Below are 13,080 nucleotides of genomic sequence, written 5' to 3'. Positions count from 1 at the left end.
TTAATAAGTGCCGGGTCTTAATTTATCCTGAAACTCCTTTACAAATTTATTCACCTTAGGCTGTATCACAAAAGCACAGTAAGATTTGCTACTGTTTTGATTGAAGTAATTATGGTGATATTCTTCTGCAGAATAAAACTCGCTTACAGGCGTAACTTCGGTTACTATCGGATCATCAAAAACCTGCTCATCCGTTAAAGTTTTGATAGTGGCTAACGCACGCTCTTTCTGATGCTCGTTATGATAGAATATAGCCGACCTGTACTGCGGCCCAACATCATTGCCCTGGCGGTTAAGCGTGGTTGGATCATGGGTTTTAAAGAAGATCAGCAGCAACTCGTCAAGGTTCAGCTCGTCTGCATCATAAGTAACCTCTACAACTTCGGCGTGGCCGGTGGTGCCGGTACAAACTTGCTCGTAGGTTGGATCTTTTTTATGACCACCGGTATAGCCCGATGTTACGCTTTGTACGCCTTTAAGCGTTTGAAATATAGCCTCGGTGCACCAAAAGCAACCGCTGCCCAATGTTATTTTTTGTATATCCATAGTGTTATAAACAAAGTTAACATTAAACGTTCTCAAAACATTAATCTGAACCTTGATTTACTTTGATTTTGGGATTAACCTGACAAAGGACCATGATTTGCTTGATTTGAGGATTGACTAATATATCATGTCGATTCCTAAAAACAGAAAAGCCACGACGTTATCCATCATGGCAATCCTTAAATCCTTTAATCAAGGTTATTATTGGTATTGAATATATATCGGGTTAGGTGTTTTCTTCAACACTTCTTCCGGCGTCATCATATGGTGAGGCGCTTTTTTCAAATCGTTTTTGTAGAACAGTTTAAACCCGGTAAACTGTACCGGTTCGTTTTGAATAAAGTAGCGCCAGGTACCGCCTTTTAATTCAGGTTCGCCCCATCCATCCATATCCATTACCACCTGAACTTCAGGGCGCAATTTAATGTTTTGGTAATTAGTTACCATTTTTTTGGTAAAACGGTGTACAATTAAAATTTTTGGCGGCAGGTTGTGCTTTTTAACCAGTCCGGCTAAGTAGCCAGATACATAATTAATATCGGCAGCATCATAAGTGCCAATTTTTTTGCCCGGCTTGGTGCCATCTTTCATTGAAAACTCAGGGTCCATACCAAAATGCACATGCGGCATTATTAGGTAAGGCTCTAATAAAGGTAACTCCGCCTGTATGTTGCTTAGCGCTACCTGCACATCTAAAAATACAATAGCATTTATTTTTTTCGCAATATTTAATACGCTGTCAATCTGTTTAAACGGCATGCGGTAGCGGTATTTACCGTCTTTACCACCATCACCCTGCGCCACAACGGCTATGTAATGCAAAGCCGGTTGAACAGGTGTATTAGGGTCAGCTTTTTCCCATGCTTTTACTTCGCCTTTTAATTTAGCAAGCATTTCTTTAGGAGGCAATTCGCCTAAAATGCCCATCTTTTTCGAGTATAGGTTACCGTAATAAGACACTACACGTTTGTAAGGAAAAATAGCGCCGGGTAGCGGATAAGGCGCATTTTTTACGGGCCATTTGCCGGTGGTGTCGCCGTGCGCCAAACGTTTCATTAATGAGTCGTATTGGGCTTTATCAATTGGAGGATAGTTACGTGCTACAGTTGTAGTGTCGGCCACTTCTTCTTCGCCGGTAGCGGTCTTTTTAACTTTTGTTGTGTCAGTTGATTTCGTTCCGCTGCTTTGGGTACAGTTGGTAAAGAAGGTTAAAGCCGCAATTACTAAAGCGAAAGAAAGAAAGATTTTCCTCATAGGTTGGAATTTTGTTTAAAGACGCAAAATAATACCTTTTTGTTTACTAACAGAACAAATTTATCCACAGCTTATTTATGCTTGCAAAATTTACCAAACACGCCCAATGGCAACTTTATGCCTGATGTTGCCTGCAAATAGAGTTCGCCAATCTCCAGGTTCTGTACTTCAGGATAAGCGGTTTTGATAAGGTTTTCCACTATTACAGATGAGAAACCCAATGAGTAAGTATTCAGGATAAGAAAATGTTCTTCAGGATCTAAAAGACGCGTAACTTCCTGCATCATTTCGTTGATCTGGTCCTCCAGTTTCCACTTCTCGCCATTTGGTCCGTGGCCGTATGCCGGAGGATCTAATATAATACCGTTGTATTTTTTGCCGCGTTTCAGTTCGCGTTTTACAAATTTCAGTGCATCTTCAACTACCCAGCGTATATCTTTCAAACCCGAAAGTTCCTGATTTTCGTTACCCCAGGTAACCACCTGGCGGATGGAATCAACGTGCGTTGTATCAGCTCCGGCAGCCTTTGCAATTAATGACGCGCCACCGGTGTAAGCAAACAGGTTTAACACTTTTGGGTTGGGTGTTTTAAACTTTTGTACATTCTGCGATATGTAATCCCAGTTAACGGCCTGTTCCGGGAAAATGCCTAAGTGCTTAAATGAAGTAAGCGCCAAACGGAATTTTATAGCGGCTTCTGGGTTTTTGTACTCAATATGCCAGCGATCTGGTGTTGCAGGATTTTTTTTCACCCACTCGCCTGATGTGGCCGAGCGGCCCTTAAACTTAATATGGTGCAGGTTCTGCCACTCGCTTTGCGGCAAAGCTTTGCTCCATACAGCTTGGGGCTCGGGGCGTATCAATATTACGTTGCCAAAGCGTTCCAGCTTCTCAAAATCGCCGCAATCAATCAGTTCGTAATCTTTCCAGTGGATGGGCGTAAGTAGTTGGATCATGCTGTGTTGTAGTAAAATTATAGTTGGCAAATATAGGCATTACTAAAAAAATATGGAGGTTTAACACTCATGATAATAAAAACCGGAAATAATATACAACATATTCATTAGTTAACTAAATTAGTAGTTATATGCGTAACCTAATGAGGAAAGCCTTGTTGTTAATTTTAATCTGTATTAATAGTGTTATAGTCCATGCTCAACAAACCTATAACATAACAGGTATAGTAACCGATGAAAAGGACGTACCCATTCCCGGCGCTACGGTTTTTTTAGCCGATTCGCGCAAAGCTACTGTTAGCGATGCCGATGGCAGGTTTACCTTGCAGCAGGTACAGCCTGGTAAGTACAACATAGTGGTTAAAATGATTGGTTATATAGTAACCACCCACGAGTTTTTATTACAGAATAACAACATGCGCTTTAGGTTTAAACTTCCCGAAGACAACATAGTGCTCAACACTGTTGAAATATCAGCCATGTCATGGGTAGAAAGGAAAAGACATTTAGCCACATTTATACGCTGTTTTTTTGGTGCTTCAAAAAATGCCGAGCAATGCAAAATTCTTAATACCGATGATATCAAAATTAGGTTTGATAAGAAAACGAACGTGCTTACCGCCAGTTCAAATGAGTTTCTGATCATTGAGAACAAAGCTTTAGGCTACCGGATGAAATACCTGCTCAGTAACTTTCTGTTTGATAGCTCATTAACGGGGGGCGGATTGATAAGTTTTGATGGAACCGTTTTTTTTGAAGACATGAAGGGTAGCGCCAGGCAGATAAAAAAATGGGAGGAGGAGCGGGCCAATGTCTATCTGGGTTCTATTCCTCATTACTTCAGGTCGCTATTCAATAACACTTTGGAACAGAATGGCTTTATTACTTATATTCTACCCATACCTAAGGTATTGAATAAGATGGCTATGAATAAGCCAGAAATGCTTGGCAAATATTTCAGACCCGTTAATTCACTAAGCAAGTACATAAATAGAGTTGATAGTAATTTTAAAACATTTGATCTGGGCTTGCTGCGAAAAGATTCAACGGAGCTTTATGTGTTATACACCCCTAAAAAAGAGCCACAGGAATTTTTAGATAAGGGTACAAAAGTGAACAGGTATTTTAAAGTGCCTGTTGGGCAGTTATCAATTATACGCCCAACGCAGGACAGTCTTTTAATAAGCAGCAGAGGCGATATAAGCCCGGTTTCGAGTATTTTATATATCGGATATCTGGCGTGGGGGCAGGTGTCATCTTTCTTGCCTTCAGACTATGAATTACCTAAGAATACCAAAATCCCTGATGAAAATAAATTCAGTCAGCTTCCGGGCACGATCTCGGTAAGGAAAGCCGATCAATGACTTACAGCTTTGCTTTAGCTGCCTGCATAAACTTGCTGGCAAATACAAAGTCATTCAACTCTTTAATGTCAGAGTGGGCAATGTCTTTATTAGAGCCTTCCCACCATTTTTGGCCCTGGTTAAGGAAAATAATATGATCGCCAATGCCCATAACCGAGTTCATATCATGCGTAACTACTACTGTGGTTATCTTGTATTCCTGGGTAATTTCATTGATCAGCTCATCAATCAGGATGGAAGTTTGTGGATCAAGGCCCGAGTTGGGTTCGTCAACAAACAAATACTTGGGTTCCATTGATATGGCGCGGGCAATACCCACCCTTTTTTTCATACCGCCGGATAATTCGGATGGATAGAGGTGGTTTTTACCCTTAAGGTTAACCCGCTCCAGGCAAAAATTAGCCCTGTCCAATTTTTCAGACCGGGACTGATCAGTGAAAAGATTCAAAGGAAATATAATATTTTCTTCTACTGTCATGGAATCAAATAACGCGGAGTTTTGAAACAGCATGCCTATTGCTGTACGTATAGGTACGCGTTGCTCAAAACTCATCTCGGTAAAGTTTTCCCCCGAAAAAAGTACCTGGCCCTTGGTAGGCTCGTGCAAGCCAACAATGCATTTGAGCAGGGTAGTTTTACCTGAGCCTGATCCGCCTATGATCAAATGGTTTTTGCCGGGTTCAAATTTGGCGCTTATGCCTTTTAATACCTCGTTTTCGCCGAAGGTTTTATAAATATCCTTGATCTCGATCATAAAAGCATGCTTGAAACTATCAAATCGGCAAATAAAATAAATATACAGCTAAATACAACCCCGCGTGTAGCAGACTCGCCAACCTGTAATGCGCCTCCTTCTGTATAAAAACCATTATAGCAGCAAATTGAAGTAATTAAAAAACCATACACTACAGACTTTACGGCACATACAGTAATAATTACAGGGTTAAAGCCATCTTGCAAACCTGCAACAAAATCTGCAGGAGAAATATCGCGTGTAATAACACAAGCTAAATAACCGCCGCATAAACCCAGACCCACTGATATGATGGTTAACAGGGGGATCATAGAAATGCCCGCTATAACTTTTGGTGCAACCAGAAAGCCGGGTGCGTTAACGCCCATAATTTCCAATGCATCTATCTGTTCGGTAACCCGCATAGTACCCAATTGCGATGCCATGCTTGAGCCCACACGCCCTGCAAGCACCAATGCAGATATGGTAGGGCTGAACTCTAATATGGTAGAATCGCGCGATATACCTCCCGCAATACTTTGAGGTACCAACGGACTTGACAATTGAAACGCCACCTGTATGGTTGCCACAGCACCAATAAATACCGAGATGATAGAAATAATACCCAATGAGCCAATACCTACCGATACCATCTCGCGCATTACCTCATGCCAGTAAACGCTGAACTTTTCGGGTTTTTTAAAACTTAATCGTAATAACAGTATATATCTGCCTAAGCTGTAGAACATATTGTGAGTTTAAAGCGGGTTAAAAATACATTTTTAATGTGTGCTCCCCGCATAGGCAGCATAAATTGTAGCTTAACCGTAGTGTTAACGAAAAATAGTAAGGATTGTTTATGGTGATATTTAAACTTCTTATTCTACTCCCAGCGAAAAATTAATTGGAACACTATGTTTTACTCTAATGAGTTTGCCATTTACTTTTGCCGGAACCCACTTGGGTGATGATCCAAATACTCTTAAGGCTTCTTCTGCAAGTCCTATGGACGGAGTTGCTACAACATGGATGTTAGTTAACGAACCATCTTTTTCTACAATAAAGCTTGTGTACACTTTACCCGTAACGTGGTTCTCTCTCTCTTTTACAGGGTACCTTATAGCTTTTTCCAAAAATTTAGCAAAACTACCCAGACCGCCAGGGAAGGATGGTTGTTCATCGATGCCAGAAAAGTTAACTGCTGATGTTGTATCTTGTTGGTTAAGTAAACTGTCCAAAGAGAAATAAATAGGTAAGACAAAAGGTGATTTCACAGGCTTACCTTTTTTAATGCCTGGGTTAAATTGCGTTAAGAGCTTAGCCACCCTCAAAGCCTCTTCTCCCAGTGTTGCAGATGGAGCTTTTATGATTTTGAAATTACTTGTTGTTCCATCTTGTTCAACGGAAAACCCAATAAAGGCTTGACCACCAATGCTGTCCTTTCTGTCTTGTTCGGGGTATACAAGGTTTTTATAAATAAATTCATGCAGCTTTCCGCCAGTATAAACAGGCGTTCCTTCTATTGGTAAATAATCATTTTCAAACACCAAATTCTTTCCTGCTTTAGGATTTAGGTCAACTAATTGCGTAGAGTCTGATAATATTTTTGCTATTCTGCCTTTTTCATAAAGTGCTTTTCTACCAGATAATTGCCATTTGCCGTCTCTTAACCCGTCTTTAACCGGGCCGGTTGTAGAGCTGCTATAAAAATCAAGAGGGAAGTCTAGCCATATACCATTGCCGTTCTGCGCCAATATGGTACCCGTAGAATCACGGCATTCGTTTAAAATTATCTGTCCTTGTTTATGTATTATATGGGAGTAGAGGTTCCCATTCGGATAATAAGCTATTTCATCTCCAACTAACACGCCTTTATCTACTGTTGCAACAAGCTTTCTTTTGCCATTAGGAAAATATGCAATATATGGACCTTGTAACTCAAAGTTGGCAGACTGTGTTTTGGACATAGCACTGAGTTTTAAAACACCATTAGGATAGTATGCCATTACGGGGTATAGCTTATTATTATTTATTTTTTGTTGTGGTAAAATAAATACCACATAATCAGCTTTCGTTTTATCATCAATAATTGAATTATTGTCTTTAGCGTAGTAAATTAATGTGTCACTTTTAGCTTGAGCGAAAGCCGCGTTAACAGTTATTGTTAATGAGATAAGGCAAAACAGGTATTTAAGCATTGTGAAAATTAAAGCTTAAATATACTTTTAAAAATTAAGGCTGGCAATTCCGCCTATATCATTTACATTTATTAACATGAAAAACGCCATTATAACCGGTGCTACCAAAGGAATGGGGCGCGCCATAGCCATAGCTTTCGCGAAAGAGAATGTTAACATAGCAGTTTGTGCCCGTGGCGCCGAAGACCTTGCCGCGTTTAAAACCGAACTTCAAATTATTAATCCCCAGATAAAGATAGTGACCGTTGTTGCCGATGGCAGCGACCGCGATCAGCTCATCAGTTTTGCCGAAACAGCACAGCGCGAATTAGGCTCAATTAACATCATTGTTAACAATTTGGGCATGTATCCACCCTCCAGCATACTGGATGATGAAAAAACTTTATTCCTAAAAGTTGTAAACACCAATTTGATGCCTGCCTACGAACTATACCGTTTTTTCGGTAAAAGTATGGTTTCTGTCGGTGAAGGTCACATCTTCAATATTTGCTCCATCGCGGCGCTTGATCCAGTACCCGAAGCGGGCATTTACAGCGTAACAAAGGCTGCTTTGCTAAGTCTTAATAATGTAATGAGGTTGGAAATGGAACAGTACGGCGTTAAAGTAACTGCAGTAATACCCGGCTCAACATTAACAGACTCATGGAAGGGCATAGCCGTTGATAAAAACAAAATGGTGTTGCCCGAAGACGTAGCTTCGGCCATAATAAACATTTACAAAATGAGCGCCGGTGCCAACGTTGATCAGATTATAATAAAGCCTGTGTACGGACAGGTGTAAACTAAACAACGAACTAAAAAACTTAAGATCATGGAAAAGAAATTATATAGAGACGAGCTGAACAAAAAAGTGGCAGGTGTATGCGCCGGTTTAGCTGAGTACTTAAACGTTGATGTTACCATCATTAGGGTGCTGTTTTTACTGGCCCTTATATTTAAAGGCGGGGGCGGCCTAATCTACCTTATACTTTGGGCAGCATTGCCAAAAAAACCGCTCCACCTGTATAATAACCCTAACGTAGATTATACTGTTCCGCCGCAAAACGCTCCATTTAATCCGTTTGCTGCGGGTGGTGTGCCTCCAAATGTGCCATTCTCACCGGTGCCTCCTAAAAAGAGCTCAAATGCCGGTTTAATTGGTGGTATTATATTAGTGCTGATGGGGTCATTCTTTTTGTTGGATCAACTTGACCTGATACCGTTTTGGGACTTTGGTAAGTTATGGCCGGTTATACTCATCATTGTAGGTGCGGGTATAATGTTCTCAGGCAAGGATGAAAAACCTAATTTTACGGATGCGCCGTGGAACCCAACAGATAAAAAAGAAGAAGTAAAGTTCACTGAGAACGATGCCGACAACAACACAACAACTGATAAAACTGAATATTAATCACAACTTTAAATATATACGATCATGAAAAATAACAGAATAGTACCCGGAGTTGTGTTAATAATGTTAGGTATAGCTTTCCTGCTGCGAAGCTATGGTTACCTGCACTTTCACTTTAGTAACTTGTTTCACTTGTGGCCCATCATCATAGTAATGATAGGTATCAACCTGATATTTGCCAATAACAGGTCAACCTGGTCAACTATATTAAAAGTTGGTGTTTTAGTAATAGGTTTTGGCCTGCTGTTCTTTGGCAATTTTGGCGACGGTAGGGGATATTGGAAAAATTATTCATACCACATTGATACGGATGATGATGACGACGATGATGATAATGAAACCACCATTACCAAAGTTGAAGGTTCACAAGAGTTCAATGCAGATTATACCGATAGCGTTAAAGTAGCAGAGCTTAATATTAGCGGTGGAGCTACCACCTATAAATTAAGCGATTCAACTAATAGACTTTTTACCGCCAATACACAGGAATACTTTGGTAACTACATGTTGAACACCGACAAAAGGGATTCAGTTTATGTGCTTGATTTCAAAATGAAAGATGGCAAACAAAGCTTTAACTGGGATGATGATAACAAAAAATCAAACACAGCCGACTTTAAACTAAACGTAAACCCTGTGTGGGATATCAACGTAGCAACAGGAGCAACTGATCTGGATTTTGATTTGTCGCGCTTTAAAGTGCGCAACCTTGATCTGGCTGGTGGTGCCGGCGCTTTCAAGATCAAATTTGGTCAGCCGTTAACTTCTACTACTGTTGATATTTCAACCGGTGCGTCTGATGTGGATATTACCATACCTAAAAATGCTGCCTGCCGCATAACCAAGGGGACAGCTTTCTCATCAAACAACTTTGAAGGTTTCAATAAAGTTGGTGATAATGCTTACGAAACCCCGGGTTTTAATAAAGCAACCAACAAAATTTACATAAAAATAAAAGGTGGCATGTCTTCTTTCAGCGTAAAGAAATACTAATAATTAGCTTTTAAAGCAATGGCGTTCATGACTCACCCCGACGACGCTGCGCTGGTCGACCCTCTCTTCTGCAAGCAGAAAAGAGGGTAACGCAAGGAGTGCTTTTGGGGTGAGTAAAAAAAAGGGATGGGTTAATTACCCATCCCTTTTTTTATTTAGTTTTTACGGTATAAGTTTTAGACAGATAATCATACCAACACTGGCGGTGTTCGCTAAATAACATACTTAAAAATGATACGCCATAGAATAGATTTGAGGCTATAAGCGCGCCCAAATTTCGGCCTAAAGAACGTAAGAAACTTAGTTTGTTGCCATCAATATCAACCACTATCAGGTTGCATATTTTTTTACCAATAGTGCCTTTCCAGCTGCTTACTTCAAAAAGTGTATTGTAAAGTAAAAATACAACGGAGAAGATACTTTGCATAATCAATGAGTTTTGTAAAGAGGGCATTGTAATATTCTCAATACTGCTGGGAATAACAATATAACCGGCTTTTATAAAGAAAAACTCTAAAGGTATTATCAATAGTATCATATCAATAATAAACGCGCCGGCTCTTAACCCAAAACCAGCCAGATTATCGCCGGTAGGGAAGTGTATGCCAACAGATTGGAAGTACTCAATAAACTCCGGTAGCTCCGAAGCGTACTGCCAATCGCCTGTTAAGCCAACGGCCAGTTGGGTGTCAGTATCTAATCCTTGCTCAACCAATTCGCGGTAGGTAAAAGGCCCGGTTCTTTCTTTGCCATCCAACAGGTAATATTCTTTCTCCATACTGTGCCGAAGGTAGAAATTAAACCGTGAAATTATAACGTAGCTATGTAAAATGTTGCGTTGCTACAAGTGTTTTCTGTATGCCGATGAGCAAATGAATTTGCCGAAAAAAGGCTGGTTTTTAAACATCTGATAACCTTTTTGATCAAACAGTTTTTTAACATTGGGTAATTGAGAAGCTTCCACACCGCACAGTAGTTTAAAAAACAAATGCATGGTTTTTAATAGGATAGGTTGCCACCACTTTCCGCTTAGTTCAAAATCTGCATTCAGCCATATGCCGCCATTTTTCAAGACGTTATTTAAGCGTGCGAATATTTTATCAGCCTTTTCCTGCTTAAAATTATCAAAAAGGAAAGGCGTAATAATTACATCAAATGTTGATGTTAGTGCCACGTCTTCAATAGCCGAATTGACGAAAGTCACGGAATTACCGCCGGTATTTTTTTTGCCGGATAGGGCCATCATTTTAGCCGATATCTCCACATAAGTTATGTTAAGGCTGTGTGAATGCCGTTTAGTGAGTTCCTCTAATATCCAACCCGTACCACCGCCAACTATTAGTATGGTTGATGATGGCGGTATAAATTGCAGCAAATACAATTGAGCGTTTACCAGTGCCTTGCCAAACACCAGCCGCGATAGCTGATCGTAAAACGGGGCGGCGTTATCGTAGTTATTGGCCAATTATTTAATAAGGTTAAGGGCCGTTAAAATAACGTACTGCAGTATCAGTACGCCATCCAGATAAAAGAAGTAGTAGTATTCGTTTTTTTGCCAGCCCGATTTGAATATGAGCCAGCCGGTTAAAATTGCTGTAAGCGTAAGCGCGAAAAAGTCAATATTGGCACCATTGTTTCTGAACAAAAATAGCAAAACAATATATCCGCCTAAAAGCACCTGGCAAAACAGGTAGGCTTTTTTTTCTCCCCAAACCACGGGGATGGTACGCAGGTTGGTTTTGCGGTCTTCAAACAAGTCGCGTATATCAAACGGAATGGTTAGGGCCGCTATAAATAAAAAGCGTTTGGCTAACAGTATAATGGTATCGCGCATGGAGATGTCGGTTTGGCGAACTTCCTGCGCTTCCAAAACAGGCAGCAGCACAATACTTAGCGTCCATACCAGTGTTATTAAAAAGGGCTTTAAACCAGGAATATTGCGCAGTCCGAATTTATGCTCGCCAACTGAGAATAAGGGCAATCCGTAAGCAAAAGAGAGGATGCCCAAAAATACCAGTAACAGGCGCGATTGCATAGATAGCAAAAAGAACAAAGGCACCAAACAAAGCAAACATACAATAGTAATACTCACCATTAAACGGTAGTGACTGTAGAACCACCTCACACGTAAATAAGGAGAATTTAATGGGTTTTTGGGCTTGCTTATGAGTATACAAAAATTGTATAACCCTAATGTTGCCGCAAAAAGTAAACCTAATACCGTTTGGTTGGGCTCAGCATTTATTAAGTGGAAAGTTACCAGTCCCTGCGCTACCGCGCACAATGCCATAAAAACATTGCTGAACAGCAGGAAATCAAGAATAGGTTTAACGAGCTTTTTCATTGGCCGCCGGTTGCTGCCGCCGTCAGGTTTTGATCAAAGATGGGTTGGCAGCGGCCCGTAATTCAAATATCGTAATCTCGGGCAATATTCCAACTCTGCCCGGAAAGCCCAAAAAGCCGTAACCAACATTCACATACAATTGCTGATTACCTTCCCTGTACAGGCCTGCCCATTCTTTATAAACATATTCTACCGGACTCCATTGGAAATTTTCCGTACGTACGCCAAACTGCATACCGTGTGTATGGCCCGAAAACATTACATCTATCTGCGGATATTTCTCCAATACCTGCGCGCGCCAATGCGATGGATCATGGGAGAGTAGGAGTTTTACCGGCAGATCCTCTGTACCTTTTACAGTAGGTTCCATTTTGCCGTATTTAGGGAAGCGGGTAAGTTCGCCCCAGTTCTCGCAACCTAAAATGCCTATTTCTTCGCCGTTCACTTTTAACCTGCGGTTCTCGTTGAGCAGCAAATCCCAGCCCATGTTTTTGTGGGTGGTTTTCAAATCGTCGAGGTTTTTCTTTTTTGCTGCTTCTGATGGCCAATCGTAATAGTAATCTCCATAATCATGATTCCCCAAAGTTGAAAATACACCCAGGGGCGCTTTTACTTTGCTGAAGATATCCTGATAACCATACATTTCATCGCTGCGCTTATTAACCAGATCACCGGTAAAAAATATCACATCGGGTTTTTGACCCAACAGCATTTCAACACCGCCTAAAACCGCTTTTTTGTTGTAGAAACTGCCGGAGTGCACATCAGATATCTGACCGATGGTCATGCCGTCAAACGATTTTGGCAGATTCGGCAAATACAAAACCTGACGACGCATTCTATAATCATAAGCACCCGAGTAAATGCCTGCTCCAATACCTACCAGCGGAACAACACCCGTGATCAAGCCCGCTTTCATCAAAAATTCAGAGCGAGGAATGGCACCTTGTGATGGCTCTTTTGAACCTGTTACCGGCGCTGTTGGTTTTTGTTTACGTTTTGCGAACAAGAGACGTATGTCATCAGCTATTACAAAGGGTAAAAATGTAATCTTCACAATCATCAGTATGAAGAAAACCATCAGGAAACCTGCCCTGAAGCCGGTTGGCAGTTTAAAATAAATGCTGCAAATAGTTCCAACTATCAGGATAGCTGAGAATATAAAATAGCCTTGTTTAAAGCCTTTTTTGCGCACAAAGGCCCTGCTTTTAAACGCGCCAACTACACCGCCATACAGGTAGGCATCAAGCGCAAATAAAGCAGCGCCTAAAAGCAGAATAATGGGGATTTGAGAGAACATTA

The 13,080-nt window shown here is 40.8% G+C and carries 14 protein-coding genes; 4 read left to right on the top strand and 10 right to left on the bottom strand.

From position 1 onward, the window contains the following. From msrA to CLV57_RS14775, 3 genes are all read right to left on the bottom strand, one after another. A complete protein-coding gene (gene msrA / locus CLV57_RS14785) occupies window positions 1–546 on the bottom strand; it encodes a peptide-methionine (S)-S-oxide reductase MsrA (RefSeq protein WP_100342155.1) in 546 nt (181 codons plus the stop codon). Between the two features lie 201 nt (window positions 547–747). Next, the gene (locus CLV57_RS14780; protein WP_100342154.1) at window positions 748–1,800 is read right to left on the bottom strand and encodes a hypothetical protein; all 1,053 of its coding nucleotides are present in this window, start codon (window positions 1,798–1,800) and stop codon (window positions 748–750) included. A 71-nt stretch (window positions 1,801–1,871) separates the two neighbouring features. Next, on the bottom strand, window positions 1,872–2,756 hold the full coding sequence (locus CLV57_RS14775) for a class I SAM-dependent methyltransferase (protein ID WP_211290077.1): 885 nt from the start codon (window positions 2,754–2,756) through the stop codon (window positions 1,872–1,874). Window positions 2,757–2,899: 143 nt separating this feature from the next. Here CLV57_RS14775 and CLV57_RS14770 point away from each other — a divergent pair, with 143 nt between their 5' ends. Continuing rightward, window positions 2,900–4,120 carry a carboxypeptidase-like regulatory domain-containing protein gene (locus CLV57_RS14770; protein ID WP_157799174.1) on the top strand — a complete coding sequence of 407 codons (1,221 nt, stop codon included), beginning with the start codon at window positions 2,900–2,902 and terminating at the stop codon, window positions 4,118–4,120. A 1-nt stretch (window position 4,121) separates the two neighbouring features. Here the strand turns inward: CLV57_RS14770 and CLV57_RS14765 are convergent, their stop codons facing one another. From CLV57_RS14765 to CLV57_RS14755, 3 genes are all read right to left on the bottom strand, one after another. Beyond that, window positions 4,122–4,874: an ABC transporter ATP-binding protein gene (locus CLV57_RS14765; protein WP_100342152.1), complete on the bottom strand. Its 753-nt coding sequence runs from the start codon at window positions 4,872–4,874 to the stop codon at window positions 4,122–4,124. Further along, window positions 4,871–5,602 carry an MlaE family ABC transporter permease gene (locus CLV57_RS14760; RefSeq protein ID WP_100342151.1) on the bottom strand — a complete coding sequence of 244 codons (732 nt, stop codon included), beginning with the start codon at window positions 5,600–5,602 and terminating at the stop codon, window positions 4,871–4,873. The genes CLV57_RS14765 and CLV57_RS14760 overlap by 4 nt, the downstream gene beginning before the upstream one ends. A 129-nt stretch (window positions 5,603–5,731) precedes the next feature. Next, complete coding sequence (locus CLV57_RS14755) at window positions 5,732–7,051, bottom strand: energy transducer TonB (protein WP_100342150.1); 1,320 nt, start codon at window positions 7,049–7,051, stop codon at window positions 5,732–5,734. A 76-nt stretch (window positions 7,052–7,127) separates the two neighbouring features. Between CLV57_RS14755 and CLV57_RS14750 the strand changes: the two genes are divergently transcribed. From CLV57_RS14750 to CLV57_RS14740, 3 genes are read left to right on the top strand one after another with little or no spacing between them, the layout of a single operon-like run. Further along, complete coding sequence (locus CLV57_RS14750) at window positions 7,128–7,832, top strand: SDR family NAD(P)-dependent oxidoreductase (RefSeq protein WP_100342149.1); 705 nt, start codon at window positions 7,128–7,130, stop codon at window positions 7,830–7,832. A gap of 30 nt (window positions 7,833–7,862) precedes the next feature. Next, window positions 7,863–8,441, top strand: a complete 579-nt coding sequence (locus CLV57_RS14745; protein WP_100342148.1) for a PspC domain-containing protein — start codon at window positions 7,863–7,865, stop codon at window positions 8,439–8,441. 24 nt (window positions 8,442–8,465) lie between these two features. Continuing rightward, window positions 8,466–9,434 carry a LiaI-LiaF-like domain-containing protein gene (locus tag CLV57_RS14740; RefSeq protein WP_100342147.1) on the top strand — a complete coding sequence of 323 codons (969 nt, stop codon included), beginning with the start codon at window positions 8,466–8,468 and terminating at the stop codon, window positions 9,432–9,434. A 151-nt stretch (window positions 9,435–9,585) separates the two neighbouring features. On the opposite strand, the gene CLV57_RS14735 is transcribed toward CLV57_RS14740, so the two are convergent. The 4 genes from CLV57_RS14735 to CLV57_RS14720 all read right to left on the bottom strand — a co-directional run bounded on the left by CLV57_RS14735 (window position 9,586) and on the right by CLV57_RS14720 (window position 13,078). Further along, entirely contained in the window at window positions 9,586–10,212 is a 627-nt protein-coding gene (locus CLV57_RS14735) for an RDD family protein (RefSeq protein ID WP_100342146.1), read from the bottom strand. A 63-nt stretch (window positions 10,213–10,275) separates the two neighbouring features. Then, window positions 10,276–10,899, bottom strand: a complete 624-nt coding sequence (locus CLV57_RS14730; RefSeq protein ID WP_100342145.1) for a class I SAM-dependent methyltransferase — start codon at window positions 10,897–10,899, stop codon at window positions 10,276–10,278. Then, the gene (locus CLV57_RS14725) at window positions 10,900–11,778 is read right to left on the bottom strand and encodes a UbiA family prenyltransferase (protein ID WP_100342144.1); all 879 of its coding nucleotides are present in this window, start codon (window positions 11,776–11,778) and stop codon (window positions 10,900–10,902) included. 22 nt (window positions 11,779–11,800) lie between these two features. Beyond that, complete coding sequence (locus CLV57_RS14720) at window positions 11,801–13,078, bottom strand: metallophosphoesterase (protein ID WP_100342143.1); 1,278 nt, start codon at window positions 13,076–13,078, stop codon at window positions 11,801–11,803. Window positions 13,079–13,080: the final 2 nt, after the last annotated feature.

The organism is Mucilaginibacter auburnensis (assembly GCF_002797815.1).
Classification (GTDB): domain Bacteria; phylum Bacteroidota; class Bacteroidia; order Sphingobacteriales; family Sphingobacteriaceae; genus Mucilaginibacter; species Mucilaginibacter auburnensis.
This window is presented reverse-complemented; position numbering and strand designations above follow the sequence as displayed.